Origin of the sequence: Engelhardtia mirabilis (assembly GCF_007748095.1) — a bacterium.
In the GTDB taxonomy this organism is placed as follows: domain Bacteria; phylum Planctomycetota; class UBA1135; order UBA1135.
Genome location: NZ_CP036287.1, coordinates 2038434 through 2055243, shown reverse-complemented (window position 1 = coordinate 2055243; position 16810 = coordinate 2038434). Strand labels below are relative to the sequence as shown.

General features: G+C 71.6%; 12 protein-coding genes. 3 read left to right on the top strand and 9 right to left on the bottom strand.

Features of this window, described 5'->3' with window-relative positions; all coding sequences use genetic code 11:
- Window positions 1-5: 5 nt before the first annotated feature.
- Both Pla133_RS07440 and Pla133_RS07435 read right to left on the bottom strand, forming a co-directional pair.
- On the bottom strand, window positions 6-788 hold the full coding sequence (locus tag Pla133_RS07440; RefSeq protein ID WP_145064295.1) for a VOC family protein: 783 nt from the start codon (window positions 786-788) through the stop codon (window positions 6-8).
- Between the two features lie 55 nt (window positions 789-843).
- The gene (locus Pla133_RS07435; RefSeq protein ID WP_145064294.1) at window positions 844-1458 is read right to left on the bottom strand and encodes an RNA polymerase sigma factor; all 615 of its coding nucleotides are present in this window, start codon (window positions 1456-1458) and stop codon (window positions 844-846) included.
- Window positions 1459-1517: 59 nt separating this feature from the next.
- On the opposite strand from Pla133_RS07435, the gene Pla133_RS07430 reads away from it, so the two are divergent.
- Complete coding sequence (locus tag Pla133_RS07430; RefSeq protein ID WP_145064293.1) at window positions 1518-5207, top strand: protein kinase domain-containing protein; 3690 nt, start codon at window positions 1518-1520, stop codon at window positions 5205-5207.
- A 106-nt stretch (window positions 5208-5313) separates the two neighbouring features.
- Here Pla133_RS07430 and Pla133_RS07425 read toward each other — a convergent pair whose 3' ends face one another.
- Window positions 5314-6495, bottom strand: coding sequence for an NHL repeat-containing protein (locus Pla133_RS07425; protein ID WP_145064292.1), 1182 nt, complete (start codon window positions 6493-6495; stop codon window positions 5314-5316).
- Between the two features lie 265 nt (window positions 6496-6760).
- Between Pla133_RS07425 and Pla133_RS07420 the strand changes: the two genes are divergently transcribed.
- Window positions 6761-9841, top strand: a complete 3081-nt coding sequence (locus Pla133_RS07420) for an ELWxxDGT repeat protein (RefSeq protein ID WP_419192214.1) — start codon at window positions 6761-6763, stop codon at window positions 9839-9841.
- A 143-nt stretch (window positions 9842-9984) separates the two neighbouring features.
- On the opposite strand, the gene Pla133_RS07415 is transcribed toward Pla133_RS07420, so the two are convergent.
- The 6 genes from Pla133_RS07415 to Pla133_RS07390 form a co-directional block, all read right to left on the bottom strand.
- Window positions 9985-11637: an FG-GAP repeat protein gene (locus Pla133_RS07415; RefSeq protein ID WP_145064290.1), complete on the bottom strand. Its 1653-nt coding sequence runs from the start codon at window positions 11635-11637 to the stop codon at window positions 9985-9987.
- Window positions 11638-11894: 257 nt separating this feature from the next.
- A complete protein-coding gene (locus Pla133_RS07410; protein ID WP_419192213.1) occupies window positions 11895-12989 on the bottom strand; it encodes an aromatic ring-hydroxylating oxygenase subunit alpha in 1095 nt (364 codons plus the stop codon).
- Entirely contained in the window at window positions 12986-13777 is a 792-nt protein-coding gene (locus tag Pla133_RS07405; RefSeq protein WP_145064289.1) for a TVP38/TMEM64 family protein, read from the bottom strand. Before Pla133_RS07405 ends, Pla133_RS07410 begins: the two co-directional genes overlap by 4 nt.
- Window positions 13774-14556, bottom strand: coding sequence for a DUF3750 domain-containing protein (locus Pla133_RS07400; RefSeq protein ID WP_145064288.1), 783 nt, complete (start codon window positions 14554-14556; stop codon window positions 13774-13776). The genes Pla133_RS07405 and Pla133_RS07400 overlap by 4 nt, the downstream gene beginning before the upstream one ends.
- Window positions 14553-15056: a hypothetical protein gene (locus tag Pla133_RS07395; RefSeq protein ID WP_145064287.1), complete on the bottom strand. Its 504-nt coding sequence runs from the start codon at window positions 15054-15056 to the stop codon at window positions 14553-14555. The genes Pla133_RS07400 and Pla133_RS07395 overlap by 4 nt, the downstream gene beginning before the upstream one ends.
- On the bottom strand, window positions 15053-15376 hold the full coding sequence (locus tag Pla133_RS07390) for a hypothetical protein (protein ID WP_145064286.1): 324 nt from the start codon (window positions 15374-15376) through the stop codon (window positions 15053-15055). The genes Pla133_RS07395 and Pla133_RS07390 overlap by 4 nt, the downstream gene beginning before the upstream one ends.
- A gap of 226 nt (window positions 15377-15602) precedes the next feature.
- Between Pla133_RS07390 and Pla133_RS07385 the strand changes: the two genes are divergently transcribed.
- The gene (locus tag Pla133_RS07385) at window positions 15603-16760 is read left to right on the top strand and encodes an FAD:protein FMN transferase (protein WP_145064285.1); all 1158 of its coding nucleotides are present in this window, start codon (window positions 15603-15605) and stop codon (window positions 16758-16760) included.
- Window positions 16761-16810 lie beyond the last annotated feature (50 nt).

Here is a 16810-nt window from a genome sequence, read left to right as displayed (position 1 = left end):
GACTCTCAACTCGCGGTCGAGGCCTCACGGAAGAGCGCGAACAGGGCCCCGGTCGGGTCGGCCATGACTGCGAAGCGCCCGATGTTCGGGATGTCGCGCGGGTCGACCCAGACCTGGGCCGAGAGGCTCCTGGCCTTCTCGGTCATGGCGTCCACGTCCTCGACGCGCGCGTAGGACAGCCAGGTCGACGGTCCCGGAGCCTCGGCCGGCTTCTGCATCACTCCTGCGTGCATCAGGCCGCCGCGCTCGAGCACCAGGTAATCGCCGTCCGGCGTCGGCATGGTCTTGACGTCGTAGTCGAAGACGCCCGCGTAGAACTCCGCGTCGCGCGCGGCATCCGTCGAGAGCAGCTCGTCCCAGCAGAACAGTCCGAAGGGCATCGCCGTCTCGTCGCGGGGCGCGGGCGGGTCCGTGCCCTTCCACAGCGAGACCAGACCCTCGCCGAGGTCGCTGCAGACCGCCCAGCGGCCGTGCTCGCCGAGGTCCATCGGTCCGATGCGGACCTCGCCGCCGGCCGAGGCGAAGCGGGCGCAGACGGCGTCCACGTCGTCGCAGGCGATGTAGGGCACGAAGTGGGAGGGCACGCCGAGGTCCGCGTCCAAGCCCATCAGCGCGCAGGCGATGCGGTCGCCCACGCGCATCTGGAAGTGCGTCGACTCGGGACCGCCGGGGGTGACCTCGACCGCCTTCCAACCGAGCAGGGCTTCGAAGAACGCGATCGAGCGCCCCACGTCGGTGGTCTTGAGGTCGTGGTGAATGATGCGGCCGTGGTCGTCGGAATGGCTCATCGGGCTCTTGCGCTACTTCAGGTTCGAGTGTGGCGAACGCGTCGGGTATCGGTCTTCAGTCCTCGAGCTTCGACGCCAGTCGCGCCAGGGCGCGCGAGAGCAGCGACCAGGTCGACGACACCGAGCGTCCCATGCGCTCGGCGATCTCCTCGTGGCCGAGCTCCAGCACCCGCGCCAGCAGGATCACCTCTTGGTAGTCGGGCGGCAACTCGGCAAAGGCCCGTTCCAGGCGACCCAGCTCCTCGTGGGCGGCCACGTCGCGGCTGGGGGTGAACAGGGACTCGAGCCCACGCAGGGTCTCGCCCTCGTCCCCCAGCGGCGTGGCCGGCACCTCGCGCGCGGCGTCGCGCTTGTCGCGCCGCCAGAAGCGGCCGCGATCGATGACCTTGTGTTCCGCGCGGCGGAAGAGCCACTGACGGAAGCCAGCCTCGCCGCGGTACTCGAAGCCGTCCAGGCCCTCGAGCACCTCGCGGCAGACGGACTGCACCAGGTCCTCGGACGACTCGCGCCCGCGGACCACCGGCCCCATCTTGAGTCGCACGAAGGCGCGCAGGCGCGCGAGGTGCTGCAAGAGCAGGGCCTCGATGGCCTCGCGATCACCGCGACCGGCGCGCTCAACCAGAGCGGCGGTGCGGTCGGGCTCGGGGGGCGATTCGTCCTGTGAGGTCATGGGCAGCCAGGAGTGGCCTATTCTAGGTGTCGGCACCCGCCCGGGCGCCCACGCAACACATGGAAGGCGACACACCCGACGACGAACGCATCGAGGCCCTGGTCGCGCGCGTGTGCGAGCTCGCGCTCGAGCTCGGCCCCGCGGCCATCGAGCGGGTCTGCGACGAGGAGCCGGCCTGCGCCGATTCGATCCGCAGCCACCTGGCGCGACTCGAGCGCTTCGGGATGCTGCCGCCAGAGCTGGCGCCGAGGGAGAACGACGACACCTACGAGCTGCTCGGTCCCCTCGGATCGGGTGGCATGGGCGTGGTCTACCGGGCGCGCGATCGCCGCGACGGACGCGTCGTCGCGCTCAAGACCCTCGATCCGCGCCTGGCCCTGACCGATCGACTGCGGGCGCGCTTCCGGCGCGAGATCGACGCGGTGCGGCGCGTGGACCATCCGCGCGTGGTGGGTGTGCTCGAGGTCGGCGAGCGCGCCGGCCTGCCCTACTTCACGATGCCCTTCGTCGAGGGCGCGACCCTCGGCGCCCTGTTGACGCACCTGCGCCAGGGCGGCGAGGCTGGTCGCGCGCCGTCGATCGAGGAGCTCGCGGCGGCCTGGCAGCGGGACGCCGCCCGTCCACCCCTGACCCTGCCCGGACGCAGCTACGTCGAGGTCGTCTGCCGCATCGTGCTCGATGTGGCGCGGGGCCTCGAAGCGGTTCACGCGGTCGGCGTCGTGCACCGCGACGTGAAGCCCTCGAACCTCCTGATCGACGCCAGGGGCCGCGGCAACCTCTTCGACCTGGGCCTGGCGCACCTGGTCGACGACACGCGGCTGACCCACACCGGCGACTTCGCGGGCTCGCCCCACTACGCCGCGCCGGAGCAGGTCGTGGGCCCGTCCGGTGCCATCGACGCGCGCACGGACCTGTGGGGCCTGGGCGCGACCCTGTTCGAGGCCCTCGCCCTGCGACCGCCGTTCATGGGCTCGGGCAGCCCCGAGATCCTGCGTCAGATCGCGACTGCGGACGCGCCGCGGCTGCGCGCCGTGGCGCCCTGGGCGCCGCGCGACCTGGAAACGCTCGTTTCGTGCTGCCTGGAGCGCGACCCGGCGCGGCGCTACGCCAGCGCGGCCGAGCTCGCGGCGGACCTGACGCGCTTCCTCGACTTCCGACCCGTCCTGGCGCGGCCCATCGGTCGCGTCGAGCGTCTGGCGCGCCTGGCCCGGCGCAACCGCGCGGCGACGGCGGCGACGGTGTTGGGCGCGGCGATCCTGTTGGGGACGCCGCTGGGGCTGTGGCAGCACAGCCGCACGATCGGTCAGCAGCGCGACGTGGCCGAGAAGGCGGCGGCCGAGGCTCGACGCGAGGCGGCGGAGAACCTGGAGGTCTCGCGCTTTCTCGAGTCGTTGATCCTGGGCCTCGAACGCACCGGTCGCGAGGGCGACCGCGAGGCCGCGCGCGAGCTGATCGCCATCGCCCAGGGGCGACTCGCCGCGGTCGACTCCCTGCGGCCCCTGACCCGCGCCAGCCTCCTGGCGACGGTGGCGCGGGTGTTGGTGGGGATGGAGCGCGAGGCGGAGGCCGTGCCGCTGCTCGATCGCTCCCTGTCGATCCGCCAGACGGAGCTCGGCGAGGGGCACCTCGAGACGGCGCAGACGCTGCAGGAGTTGGCGGCCCTGCACCTGGAGCTGGGCAACGTGCTGAGCGCGCGCGGACTGGTGGAGCGCGGACTGCGCTCGATCGCGGTGCTCGACGAGGCGCCGCGCGCGCGGGCACTGGCGGACGAGAACCTGGCGGCGTTGGCGCGGATCGACGGGCGCGGGGGCGACGCACTGGGGCACTTGGAGGCCGCGGTGGCACGCTACCGCGAGTTGCCGCGCGAACGGGAGACCGCGGTGGCGCGGGTGCTGCGCTCGATCGGCTCCCTGTACCTCGAACTCGGCGACCCCGCCGCGGCCGCGCGTGCCCTGGAGCAGAGCGTCGACGCCAGCTCCGATGGTTGGAGCCCCGACGGGCTCGACGCCGTCGAGGGCCTCGAATTGCTGGGTCGCGCCTACGAAGCGTTGGCTCGCGCCGGCGACGCCTCCCTGGCCCTGGAGCGGGCGCTGGACCTGCGCCGCAAGTCGGGGCAAGCGATCGACGCGGGGACGGCGGAGCTGCTCGAGCGCCTGCTCGCCCTCGACGCCGAGCAGGCTGACCCGGACGCCGTGCGCCGGCGGTTGACCCTCGAGCGCCGCGTGCTGCTGGGCGAGAACCGTCTGGAACTCGGACTGTCCGACGCGCGCGGTCCGTTCGAGCGAGCTCTGGTCGAAGCCGACGGGATCGAAGGCGCGGTCAGCCTGCGCGGACGGGCCCTGGTGGGACTGGCGCGCGTGGCCGCCTTCGAGGGCCGCGAGGCCGAGGCGCAGCAGTGCTTGGCCGAGGCGGCGCGCCTGCCGCGCATGGCCTCGCCCGAGGCGAGCTGGGTCGACGACCTGTTCGAGACGCGACTGGGTCTGGACCTGGCGCGCGCGGACCGCAGCGCGAGCACCTCGCTCGGCACCGACCTGGAAGCGCTGACCCTGTGGTTCCGCCAGCGCATCGAGCGCGCCTCGGCGGCCGACCGCGACCTGCCCGAGCGTCTGCGGCGCAACGCCCTCTTGCTGTTGCAGCTGCGTGAGTCGGGGCGAGCCGAGGAGCTGCTCGCCGGCGCCACCGACCTCGAGCAGCGGCGCGGGAGGGACAGCTCGACCACCGTCGGGCTCGACTACCGCTCGCTGCTCGAGGACACCTACTCGGCCTCGATGCAGCAGGGCATCACCTGCCTGCAGTCCGAGCGCTGGGCGGACGCGATCGGCGCGTTCGAGCTGTGTGCCGCCGCGCGCCCCGACGATCCGGTGGCGCCCTACAACGCAGCCTGCGCCCACGCCCACCTGGGGCAGACGGCCCAGGCCCTCGCGGCCCTGGAGCGCAGCGTCGAGCGGGGCTACGCCTTCCGCGAGCGCGCGGTGGAGTTGACCGCTTCCGATCCGGACCTCGCGAACCTGCGCGGCGAGCCGCGTTTCCAACGTCTGATCGTGCGGATGCAGGGGCTGGTGGACGCCGCGGAGGCCTTCGCGGCCAAGCCGCGCGTCTGGGCGCCCGCGGGTCTCGACGCGAGTCGACCGGTGCCGGCCCTGTACGTGCTGCACGCGGACGGCAGCACGGCCGACGCGGTGCTCGCCGGCCCCTGGCGCGAGTTGGCCGATCGCCTGGGCCTCTTGTTGGTGGCGCCCTCGGGACGTATCCCGGCTCGGCTGGACCCGGAGCTGGGGATGCTGTGGACCGACAGCCTGGCCCGCTACGCCGCCCAGAGCCGCTACTACGAGGCCCCCGTGCGAACGGCCGATACCGTCGTGCGCCGCGAGTGGACCCTGGACCCCGAGCGGGTGTTCATCGCAGGCGAGGGCCTGGGCGGAACCCTGGCCTTCCATATCGCGGTGCGCTCGCCCGAACTCTTCCGAGGCTGCCTCATGGTCGACGCTTCGGTGCCGATCGAGCTGATCGAGGACCTGGTGCCGCGTTTGGGGAACTTGGGACTGCGCGCGGCCATCCTGGCCGATCCCGCCCGTCGCCCGGACGGCATGCCCGCCGAACTCAGCACCTCGGGCTACCTGTCGCGCACCTTCGCGCAGCTCGAGCGCTGGGGCATTCAGACCACCTTGGGGACGCGCAAGCGCGATGGCGGCGAGTTGGACGTCGAGTGGGTGGCCGGCGCGATCTCGTTCCTCGAGCGCGGCCGCTAACCCAATTCCGCGGCCACTCCGCCCCATCGGCCGCGATGCGGCCCCGGCGCCCCCCGGGAAGAGGGGGACGCCGGCGTCCGCCGACCCGCAAGGGCCGTTTTCTCGATCAGAAGAGGAACAGGACGACGGGATCGCTCGCTCCCACGATCAGGTCGGAGGCGAAGGGGTCGAGCACGACGAAGGCGTGGTGCAGTTGCATACCCGCCAGGCTGGTGGCCGCACCGGGCGGAATCGTCAGGCTCGCCGTGGCCGCGCCGGTGCTGCCGAAGACGCCGATGGCGTTCGTGATCAGGCCCACGCCGCCGGTGTTGATGAGCTGGTTGAAGTAGACGTCGGGGTTCAAGTCCAAGTGCACCGAAGGGGTGCCCACGCCGGGTTCGGTGCCGGACATGGATCCCAGCAGCAGGTAGAACGCGCCGGCTTGTTCCAGCGGGACGCCCAGCTCGAAGTCGACCTGGGCGCCCGCGACCGTCGAGGCATACATCGTGTCCGAATGGATCACGCCCAGCGGCTGCTCCAGCCACAGTGCCGCCACAGGCTCGGGAGCCACGTAGGTCTCGACCACGGAGCCGAAGACTTGCACGACGCGGTGGATCAGGCCGTTCGATCCACCGATCAAGAAGTTGTTACCGTCGCGCACGATCGCTGTCGCGTCGCCGTCGACCGGGTAGGCGTAGACCGCGAGCTCCGAGAGCTTGTCGAAGACCCAGACGTTGCCGTCGGAGGAGCCCAGGTAGAGCTCGGTAGCGGTCTGACTCATGGACTCGACCGGGCCGCCGGTGACTCCTGCCAGCTCGAATCCGTTGCCCAGAGCCAGGTCGGCGCGCTGGAACTCACCTACTGGCGAGCCCGCCCAGAGGGTGTCGCCGTCCACGGCCAGGGCCGCGATGGATTGGCCCGCCGAGAGGATCGTGCTGCCCAGGCCCGTGTCCGGATCCACGCGCACGACCGTGCCGTTGCTGCCGGCCACCAACAGGTCCCCCCCGTGGACCGCCAGGGACTTGGCGTCGTTGGCCACGGTGAAGGCCAGGGAGAGGGTGTGTGAGGTCAGGTCGAAGCGGCGGACTTCGCCGCTGGGGCTGCCCAGCCACAGGGCGCCGTCGAGTTGGACCACCGAGTGCAGGGGCACGTGGCTCGAGGCCTCGAGGGTGAAGACGCCGCTCTTGGGCGGCGCCGAGTAGACGTTCCCCGAGGGCGCGACGACGTAGAGCTTCGAGGCCTCGGCGCTGGCGGTGGTCGCGAGGACCACGGCGGCGGTCGAGGCGAGCAGAAGGTCGGGCAGCTTCATGGATCGGGTCCGGGTGGGGGTCGACGGCTTCGCGGGGCCTCCAGGGGGGCGAGCGTCCCGCGCTCGGCGCCCTCGCGCACAAACCCTGGGAAATCTGAAGACCCCCAATCATGCCCCGAAGCAGGGCCGGACGGCGGAAGATCGGCAGCCGCGACAGGAACGCCGTTTGCCGCGCGAGGCACCGCGGGGGCCGCCGCTTGCCTCGCCGAGGCCGGCATGCGCCGGTCCCGCTGACTCCTTCCTGGACCCTCTGAGAACCGCCACCATGGCACCCCGACCCACCCATCTTGCCCTGGCCGCCCTCGCCGCGGCCGCACCCGTCGCCCAGGGCTTCACGCCCCAGGAGCTGCTCGTCGACATCAACACCGGTCCGCCGGAGGTGAACCCGAGCGCCACTCCGAGTGACTTCGTCACGGCCGGCGGCCGGCTGTTCTTCTCCGCGACCGACCTGACCCACGGCCGCGAGCTCTGGACCCTGCAGCCGCCTGCGACCCAGCCCACGCTGCTGGTCGACCTGTCGCCCGGCTCGACCTCCTCCTCGCCGGCGAAGTTGACGGCCCTGCCCGACGGGCGGGTTCTGTTCACGGCCACCGCCACAGGCCAGGGGGTCGAGCTGTGGGTGACCGATGGCACCGCCGCTGGAACCAGCTTGGTGGCGGACATCAACGCCGGACCCTCGAGCTCCTACCCCACCGACCTCACGGCGCGGGGCAACGAGGTCTTCTTCTGGGCCAACGACGGCGTACACGGCTACGAGCTGTGGCGTAGCGATGCCACCACCGCCGGAACTCAGCTCGTGGGAGAGATCGAGGTCGGGCCCGGTGGCGCCGACGCGTTCACCCAGCTCGGCGACATCGAGACCGATGGTCAGACCCTGCTCGTCCCCGGCCACGTGGATGGCGCCGGCTGGGGCGTGTGGCTCACGGACGGTTCGATCCAGAACACGATCAAGTTGGCGAGCCTCGACAACGCCGTGTTCGAGTCGGTGGAAGAGGTCGTGGAGATGGGCGGGAAGTACTTCTTCTCCGCGCGCAACGGCCTGGGACGCGAACTGTGGGTCAGCGACGGCACCGTCGCCGGCACGGGCCCGATCGTGGATCTGAATCCCGCAGGCGACGCCAACCCGACGGGGCTCTTCGCCACCAGCACCCAGGTCTTCTTCGCCGCGACCGAGCCGAGCTTCGGCACCGAGTTGTGGGTCACCGACGGCACCTCTGCGGGCACCCACCTCGTGGCCGACCTGGCCTCGGGCGGACTGTTCTTCGACTCGTCGAATCCCGAGCCCATCGGCGGACTGGGTGACCGTTTCGTGTTCTCGGCCAGCACCCCGGCCACCGGGCGCGAACCGCTGATCACCGACGGTACCCAGGCCGGAACCCAGTTCCTGGGCGACCTCTCGCCCTTCTCGGGCAGTTCGGTCGGCATCTTCTTGGAGGACTCCAGCGCCGAGCTCGACGGCGAGCTGTACTTCCCGGCCTACGACGGGGTCCACGGCACCGAGCTGTGGGCCACCGACGGCACCCCCGCGGGAACGCGACTGGTGTCCGACCTGCAGCCCGGGACGAACCCGTCGTCGATCGGCTCGCTCTACGCATTCGACGGGAAGCTGTGGTTCGCGGCGGACGACGGCACGACCGGCACCGAGCTGTACGGCTCGGACGGCACCGCGGCCGGCACCGACCTGGTGCTCGAGATCTTCCCGCCGGCGACCACCCTGGGCTCCGAGCCCCGCTCGCTGACTCGCCTCGGCAACATCGTGCTGTTCGGCGCCGACGACGGCGTCCACGGCTCCGAACCCTGGGTGACCGACGGCACCGCGGCGGGCACGCACATGCTGCTCGACCTCTATCCCGGCGAGTTCAGCTCCGCCGCCAACTCCTTCGTGGCCCTCGAAGACCGGGCTGTCTTCCTTGCCAGCACACCCGAGTACGGCGCCGAACTCTGGGTCACCGACGGCACCGCCGCCGGCACCACGCTGCTGAAGGACTTCACACCCGGTCCCGTCGACTCCTTCTGGGCCGGCATTGGCAACACCGTGTTCGAGGGCCGTTTGTACTTCACCGCGCTCACCGAACAGGGCTTCGGCCTGTGGGTGACCGACGGCACCTCGGAGGGGACGCAGCTCTTCTTCGGCGGCGACACCTTCGCCTTCTTCGTCGGCCCGACCCTCGCGACCGACGACTGGCTTTACTTCTCGGCCCAGGAAGTTCCCAACGGAGTGGGCACCGAGCTGTACCGCACCGACGGCAACCCGGCCAACACCCAGTTGGTGATCGACTTGCTGCCCGGCGAACAGGGCTCCCTGGCCATCGCCGACCAGTTGATCGAGTTCGGAGGCGACGTGTACTTCACCGCTGACGACGGCAACACCGGCTTCGAGCTGTGGCGCAGCGACGGCACCGCAGCCGGTACCAGCCTGGTCGCGGACCTGGCCCCGGGCAGCGACCCGAGCTCGCCGCGCGAGTTCGCGGTCGTCGGCGACCGACTGCTGTTCATGGCCCGAGACGCGGCCGGCTTCTTCCAGGTCTTCTCCACCGACGGCACCGCCGCGCAGACGGTGCAGTTGACGGACGAACCCCTCGGCGTGCTGATCGGTCTCAACAGCAACGGCGACACCGCCTTCTTCCGCATCAACCCGTCGTCCACCGGCATCCAGCTCTGGACCAGTGACGGAACCGTCGCCGGAACGCAGCTCATCGAAGTGCTCACGCCCCCGACCTTCAGCGCCGACTTCCTGGACTTCAATCAGATCGCCTCTGGCCCGACCATGTTGTTCCCCAACAATGACGGGGCCAGTGGGTACGAGCTGTGGTCGACGGACGGCAGCGCCGAGGGCACCGGCGTGCTCTTCGACGTCGCCCCCGGTGCCGCGTCGTCCCTTCCGGCCGAGGTCATCCGCCTCGGCGGCAAGGTCCTGTTCACGGCCACCGATGGCGTGACGGGCAAGGAACTGCACGTCGCCAACCTGACTGCCCTGGGCGAATGGGTCGCCGAGCCCTACGGCAACCCCTGCGGCGTCGGCGCACCGAGCCTCTCGGTCAGCGGCATGCCCCAGGTCGACCAGCCCTTCGCCCTCGCCGTCGGCGATGTGGCCCCGGGCCTGCCCGGCCTGATAGCGGTCGGCACCGCCCAGACCTTCGAGCCCCTGGTGGGCGACTGCGCCCTGCGCGTGGCGCAGCCCTTCGCCCTGTTGGTGCCCTTCTTCACCGACGGCGCCGGCTCCTTCTCCCTGCCGGTGCTCCTGGGCCCGGCCTTCGCCGGCCTCGAGTTCGACGTGCAAGCGGTGACCATCGACGTCACCGGACTGCACGCGAGCTCCGGTCTGGAGGTGGTCGTCGGTCCCTGATGCTCGACCGCCCAGACGGGCCACTGAAACGGTGTCACTGAGCCAGTGCCACCGAAACTGGCCCACCGACGCGCAGAGCCCGCGGTCCCTCGACACGAGTCGAGGGACCGCGGGCTCTCTCGTCGGAGCGGCCGCCGCGCCGCCTACGGAAGCAGACCGACCGGCAGTGCGTTGCTGACGAAAGCGACGCCGAAGGTCGTCAGGTCGATGGTGAAGAAGGCGTGGTGCGCGACGAGTCCCGCCAGGGCACCGCTGCTCCCCGGAGGCACAGCGAAGATCGCGCTGGCATGGCCCACCGCGTTGAGCGAGGCGAAGCTCGACAAGAGCGGGAGCTGGTTGGGGTTGTCGAGGGTCAGGAGCAGGTAGGGATCGACGTTGAGGGGCAGCGCGACCCCCGGGGCCAGCGGGACGCCCGGCGCCGTTCCGGATAGGGACCCCAACAGCAGGTAGATCTCGCCCCCGTGGTCGCGCCCCGCGTCAAGGGTCAGGGACTGCAAGCCACCCGCCGACAGGGAGATGGAAATCACCGCAGCGCTCAGGGGCTCCAGATCGAGCAGGTAGGCCGCGCCGGCACTGGAGCCCTGGTCGTCGTCGCCGCGGGCACCGACGATCGCCCGGTCACCGGACAGCCCGAGCGCCCTTCCGAGCAGGTCACCGGACTGCCCGTCCGACGCCAGGACCTTGGCCGTTTGGGCCCACGTTCCGGACACGTCACGCTCGAAGAGGTAGGCCGCGCCGGCGTTGCTGCCGAGCTCGTCCTGGTCCGGCGAGCCGGCCAGGACCCGGCCCTCGGCGATGCCCACGGCGTAGCCGAGTTCGTCGCTCGCGGCGGCATCGCTCGCTTCCAGCCTCGCCGTCTGGACCCAAGAACTCCCGACCCGTTGGAAGACGTATACCGCGCCCTCGTCCTTGCCGAAGGGCTCGCCGGCGGACTCGGAGCCCGTGGCACCGATGGCCGCGAAGTCACCCTCCAGGGCCACGGACCAACCGAAGTAATCGAGCGGAATCGTGTCGGAACCCTTGAGGCGCTGGGTCTCGACCCAGCTGCTGCCGCTGTACTCGAACACGTAGACCGCCCCGGCACCGTTGCCGGGCGGGCCCTGCAGGTCGGCGCCAACCAAGAGCGTCGAGCCGTCCATGGCCAGGGTCCAACCGAACTGGGCGCCGTCCGAAGCGTCGCTGGCGTACAGCACCTGCGTCTGGGTCCAGTTGCCCGCGATGCGCTCGAACACGTAGACCGCCCCGGCCAAGGAACCCTGGGTCGCGTTGCGGTAGGCCCCCACCGCGGCAAAGTCGCCGTCGATGGCGACCGACCAGCCGAACTCCTGACCGACGATGGGCCCCGCCGCGACCAACGCGCCGGCCTCGCCCCACACGCCACCGACGCGTTCGAAGACGTAGGCCGCACCCTCGTTGCCGCCGAGGCTTCCGTCCTTGCCCGAGGCGCCGACGATGGCGCGCACGCCGGAGATGGCCACCGATCGACCGAAGGTGTCACCCGCGGCCGCGTTCGACGCCGTCAACTTCTGGGTCTCGAGCCAGGAGCCGTCTGGCTGCAGATCGAAGCTGTAGACCGACCCGGCCCCCGGGGCAGCGCTGCCGTCGGACTGGGCGGCAACCAGGGCCGTGGGTCCGGAGATCGCCACCGAGATGCCCGCCAGGTCGGACGAACCCGTCGCGCTGCCGTAGACCTTGGCCACCTCGGCAATGGGAGCCTGCAGGGCGTGGAGACTGGGCGCGGCGACGTCGAGAACAGTGGCGACGAGGGCGGGAACGATCAGAGCGGACGCGTGCATTGGATTCGCTGGGCTGAGCAGTCGTGTACGTGCAGTCACGGGTCGACGCGATACTTCGAGGGAACGGACGGCCTCGCCGATGCGAACGTCGGCGAGCCACGGCGCTGGCCCAGGTCGATCGCGGGTCGAGCGATCCCATCGGCGATCGGGAGCCGTGGCCAGGGCGTCGAGCCCCTTCGCAGGCGTAGCATTGTGAACCGAATCTCCGCGAGCGGGGGGTCCGCGCCGCTTCCGGCGAGCCGGCACCCGCGCGGCGTTCAACCGCCCTCGACCGCCGCCGCCACCAAACGATGGAACCGGTGCGTGCCCCGTTCGTGGGCGGGCGCGTAACGGCCGCGTCCGTAGAGGCGCGAGGCCAGGCCGCGCTGGACGCTCTCGGCGGCCTGCTCGTCCTCGAGCTCCACCGACACCAGATCGCCGCCGGCGCCCGTATCGAGTTTGGACGGATCCCAGACGTAGCTGCGGAAGCGGACCTGGGTGCGCGCCGGCCCAAGGGGCTCGATCACGTTGGTGGACACGCCCCAGGGGTAGACGTTCACCATCAGGTTGGGGAACAGCCACCAGTACCAGGCGGCAACGCTGCGACCCGCGTCCGGATGGCCCTCGGGCGGCGACTCGAAGGCCACGTCGCCCTGGCCCGCCTCGCCCAGTTGCAAGACGCCGGAGTCGAACAACTCGTAGTCGTAGCGGCCCAACTCCAGGGTCTGGGTCAGGCCCGGATGGATGAAGGGGATGTGGAGACCCTCGAGGTAGTTCTCGACGTAGAGCGCCCAGTGGGCGTCCAAGACGAAGTCGCGGTCGCGCGACCGATCGCGCGTGAGCCGCTCCCAGGGCAAATGGGCGTTGCGCCGCGCGATCGGGCCCCACCAGCCGTCGAAGGGCCCCGAAGGATCGAGCGACGTGAACAGCCAGGGTCCGCGCCGCTCGAGTTGCAGGCCGCGCAGGTCGTCCTCGGGTCGCGGGAAGTCCTGGGCCCCCTCGAAGCCGGGCGCAGCGAGGAATCGACCGTCGAGGCCGAAGCGGCGACCGTGGTAGCGACAGCGCAGGTCGCGGGCAGCCGAGGCGCGCTCGGCCACGCACAGGGCCCGGTGGGTGCAGACGTTCGACAGCGCGCGCAGTTGCCCGTCGTCGCGGGTCACGACCAGTGGCTCGTCCAACGACCCGGGCAACAGCGTCACCGGCAGGACACCACGCGGATCGGGAACGTCGAGGGTGTCGGCGAGCATCTGCCACGACCGCCCGAATACCCGCTCGACGACCAGCGCGTGCAGCTCGGCGTCGCGATAGAAGCGCGCGGGCGGCGTCTGCGCCCGGCTCACCTCGGGGTCGATCTCGAACCCCAGCCGGCTCACGGCGCGACGTCCCCCGGACCGGGCTGGGTTTCGCCGCCGTACTTGGCCAGGGCCAGGTTGGCCATGTGACCGAGGATCGCGAAGACCGCGACCATCAGCACGATGCCGCCGACGAAGACCCACCAGCCGGGGCCGTCGGAGACGAAGGACTGGATGTCCTGGGCGCCGGCCGCCTTGGCCGCGGCCGCGAAGCCCACGTAGACGGCGGTGCGCGGGGCCATGCCGACCAGGGTCCCGACCAGGTAGATCGGCAGGGGCACGCGCACGGCGGCGAAGGCCAGGTTGGTCAGGGAGAAGGGCGAGTTGGGCGGCACCCGCAGCAGCGTGACCACCAGGAGCGCGCGCAGCCCGCCGCGCCCGACCAACTCGCGCTCGATGATCTTGGCCTGGGGGTGGCGCGCGAGCACGTGCCGCACGTGGTCGCCCGAGACCCGGCGTGCGACGCCGTAGCCGATGGCGGAGGCCACCGTGAACCCGACCAGCGCTCCGGAGAAGCCCACGCCGAAGCCGTAGACCCAGCCGCCCAGGGTGGCCTGGGCGTAGGTCGGCAGGAGCCCCAGGCCGGCCGTGATCGAGAAGGCCACCAGGTACAGGAACAGCCCCAGCTCCGGCCTGGCGTCGAGCCACTCCGAGACGGGGCCGAGCTGGTACAGCAGCGTGATCCCGAGTACGCCGGGCAGCACCGCCCAGGCGATGCCCAGCAGGCCCGTAGAGCGCAACTCGCGCACGTCCGCCTGGTCGAGGCCGAGGGGCCCGGTGGCCTCGCTGTCGGGGGTCGCGTCGCTCATTGGGGGGGCTCGTCTTCGGGCTCGGATGCGGGCTCGGATGCGGGCTCGGCCGCGGGCGACCAACCGTAGGACAGGTTCGGGCGCTCGGCGAGCGCCAGGGCGGGCAGGAACGGCAGCTTCAGGGACAGGGGATAGATACCGACGCCCAGGGTCAGCCCGGCCAGGTGCAGCTCGACGCCCTCCAGCAGGCCCAGCTGCACGCCGAGGCCGGGCAGCTCCAGCTCGACCCCCCAGCCACTCGCCGTGCCGCCGATGCGACCGGGAAAGGCCCAGTCCTTGCCGACCGCGTTGTGGTCGAGCTGGGCCGCGATGCCGTCGGTCTCGCGCAGGAGCCGTTCGACGAACGTGTTCGAGTTGGGGCCCGGCCAGGCGCGGTAGGTCTGGTCGTAGCTCGCGGTGCGCTGGCGCAACTGCGTCGCAACGGCGCTCGCGTCGTCGCCAGCGATCAGCGCCAGTACGCGCACCGACCGCCCCCAACGCTCGTCCTCGAAGGCCTCGTCGCGGGCGATCGGGGCGTCGACGGCGCCGCTCGTGGGAGTCGGGATCTCCAACCGCCGCCAGGCGCCGCCGCGGCGCTCGCGCACGTCGATCCAGGTGTGGCTGGCGAAGCGCGTGTACCAGGGTTCGCTGGTCGGAATCCGCAGGGTCTTGACCATCACCGCGGGACGATCGCCCACCGGCCCTGCGGTCTGCGCGGGGCGCGTCGCGGCGCAGGCCTGGGTCACCAGGGCCGCGGTCGCGAGCAGGACGCGGCGCCACCGGCGCCCCAGACCGCTCACGGTGTGGCGACGGTGTCGACCCACCGCACCCGACCGTCGCTGCGCACGAGGTCGCGACTGCTCGACTGGCCCGAGGCGTCGGTCAGGCTGAGTCGCACCAGGACTTGCCGCTGGTCATCGACCCAACTGAAGCTCTCGATGGCCGCACCCAACAGAGCCGGCTCGATCAAGGACAGATCCACCGCGGCCACTGGGCAGGTCAGGCTCGACTCGGCGGACTTCCCGAACGGACCGCCCATCATCATCGACGGGTAGCCGTGAGCGATGTCCGCGGGACTGACTCGCAGCTCGCGCACGAGCAGGTTGCTGATCTGCTCGGTGAAGGCATTGAGCTCCGGCCAACCGCAATCGGTGCAGGCCACGCGCACGTCCAGGTGGCCGGGGGTCGCGGGCAGGGTCGTGAGTTCCGGCAGGGTCGATTCGCCCACCCCTCGGAAGAGGAAGGCCAGGACCAGGGCGATCAGGAGCACGACGGCGCCGATCCAACTGGACGATTTCACGAGCCTCCCACCGCGGCCAAGAGGGCCTCGTGGGTCTCCATCATCCAGCGTGTGTCGGTGTACAGGGCCAGGGCCTCGACGGCCTCGCCGGCGGTCGGGGTCGCGCCGTAGCGCACGCCGTCGGTGCTGAACTCGATCGTCGCGGTGGCGAGCTCGTCGCCGCCCTCCTCGCGCCGCACCACCGCCGCGGTGCGGCTGCCCGTCTGCTGGTTGGCATCCCAGACGAGGCCGGCGCGGGCCGCGGAGGCGCGCAGCATGGCCAGGATCTGCTTCTGGTTCTTCCGCAGGTGGGTGCCGGGTTCGAGTCGCTCGTGCTCCATGGGTCGTGTCGGGCTGCGCGCCTTGGTGCGGGAGGTTACCAGCCCCGAGCGCGGACCTGGCACTGCGGGGTCGCCTTGCGGCGTTCGGCGGCGACGGCGCAGGGCCGAAGGTGCGGGCGGCGCAGTTTTGGGCGCAGGGGGGTTCCCATCCACGTCGTCGCGGCTATGCTTCCGCTCTCAAATGAGATTGGGTCTCATCTCCAGTTGAAGCCCAGCTCGCCGCCCCATGCTGACTCCGCTCCTGATCACCGCGCTGATGGCGCAGACCACCCCGCAACCCGCCGAGAGCGGCGACGCGGTCCGGGTCGAGCGGCACCTGGCGGTGATGGGGACCGACCTCACTATCGAGGTCGACGGGACCGATCGACCCGGCGCCCTGGGTGCTTCGGAGGCCGCCCTGCGCGCCATCGAGGCCGCCGAGGCGCGCCTCTCCACCTGGACGCCGAACAGCGAGCTGTCGCGGCTGAACCGGGCGCCGGTGGGCCAGGCCTTCGAGCTGAGTCCGGCCCTGGCCGGCGAGTTGGAGGCCGCCCGCCGCTGGTCGGAGGCCTGCGCGGGCGCCTTCGAGCCGGTCTGCGCGAGTCTGGTGCGCGCCTGGGACCTGCGTGGAGTCGGCCGGGTCCCGACCGCCGCGGAGCTCGCCGCGGCGAGGGACGCGGTCGGACCCGAAGCGATCGCGGTCGCGGGGGCCGATCGCTCCGCCACGCGCCTGCACGCGGAGGCCGGCTTCGAGGAGGGCGGCTTCGGCAAGGGCGCCGGACTCGACGCCGCCCTCGCCGCCCTGGCCGAGAGCGGGGCCCACGGCGCGCGTCTGGACCTGGGCGGGCAGATGGCCTGGTTCGGAGCCGCGGAGCGCAGGTTGCTGGTGGCCGACCCCGACCAGAGAGCGCGCCCGGTCGTGGCCCTCGCCCTGCCCGCCGACACGGTCTCCGCCGCCACTTCGGGCAACTCAGAACGGCCCCGCGACGCTGCCGGGATCGTGCGCGGTCACCTGCTCGATCCGCGCAGTGGCAGGCCGGCGCGGGACTTCGGCTCGATCACCGTCGTGACCAGCAGCGGCATCGGTGCCCTGGCGGCCGACGTGTTGTCGACCGGCTTCTTCGTCCTCGGTCCCGACGCGGCCCTGGCCGCCGCCGAGCGATTGGACGGCGTCGACGTGCTCGTCCTCGAGCGCGCCCGGACCGGCGCGGACCTGCAACTGCGCTGCTCCAGCGGCCTCGTCGGTCGCTTCGAGCGCATCGACTCGCCACCCGAGAGTTCCACGACCGCGCCCGTCATCGACCCCCAGCGCGGTGATCCACCGAGCAGTGATCCACCGCGCAGTGATCCACCGCGCAGTGATCCACCGCGCAGTGATCCACCGAGCAGTGGGTCGCCCCCCTAGGTCTGCCGCACGGCGACCGCGCACCGTCTCCATCCGTCCCCCATCAAGTC

Excerpts from the sequence above, each read along its gene's own strand:
- Pla133_RS07390 (WP_145064286.1), bottom strand. The coding sequence starts at position 15,376 with ATGGAGCACGAGCGACTCGAACCCGGCACCCACCTGCGGAAGAACCAG.
- Pla133_RS07430 (WP_145064293.1), top strand. The coding sequence starts at position 1,518 with ATGGAAGGCGACACACCCGACGACGAACGCATCGAGGCCCTGGTCGCG.
- Pla133_RS07415 (WP_145064290.1), bottom strand. The coding sequence starts at position 11,637 with ATGCACGCGTCCGCTCTGATCGTTCCCGCCCTCGTCGCCACTGTTCTC.
- Pla133_RS07435 (WP_145064294.1), bottom strand. The coding sequence starts at position 1,458 with ATGACCTCACAGGACGAATCGCCCCCCGAGCCCGACCGCACCGCCGCT.
- Pla133_RS07440 (WP_145064295.1), bottom strand. The coding sequence starts at position 788 with ATGAGCCATTCCGACGACCACGGCCGCATCATTCACCACGACCTCAAG.
- Pla133_RS07385 (WP_145064285.1), top strand. The coding sequence starts at position 15,603 with ATGCTGACTCCGCTCCTGATCACCGCGCTGATGGCGCAGACCACCCCG.
- Pla133_RS07420 (WP_419192214.1), top strand. The coding sequence starts at position 6,761 with ATGGCACCCCGACCCACCCATCTTGCCCTGGCCGCCCTCGCCGCGGCC.
- Pla133_RS07405 (WP_145064289.1), bottom strand. The coding sequence starts at position 13,777 with ATGAGCGACGCGACCCCCGACAGCGAGGCCACCGGGCCCCTCGGCCTC.
- Pla133_RS07425 (WP_145064292.1), bottom strand. The coding sequence starts at position 6,495 with ATGAAGCTGCCCGACCTTCTGCTCGCCTCGACCGCCGCCGTGGTCCTC.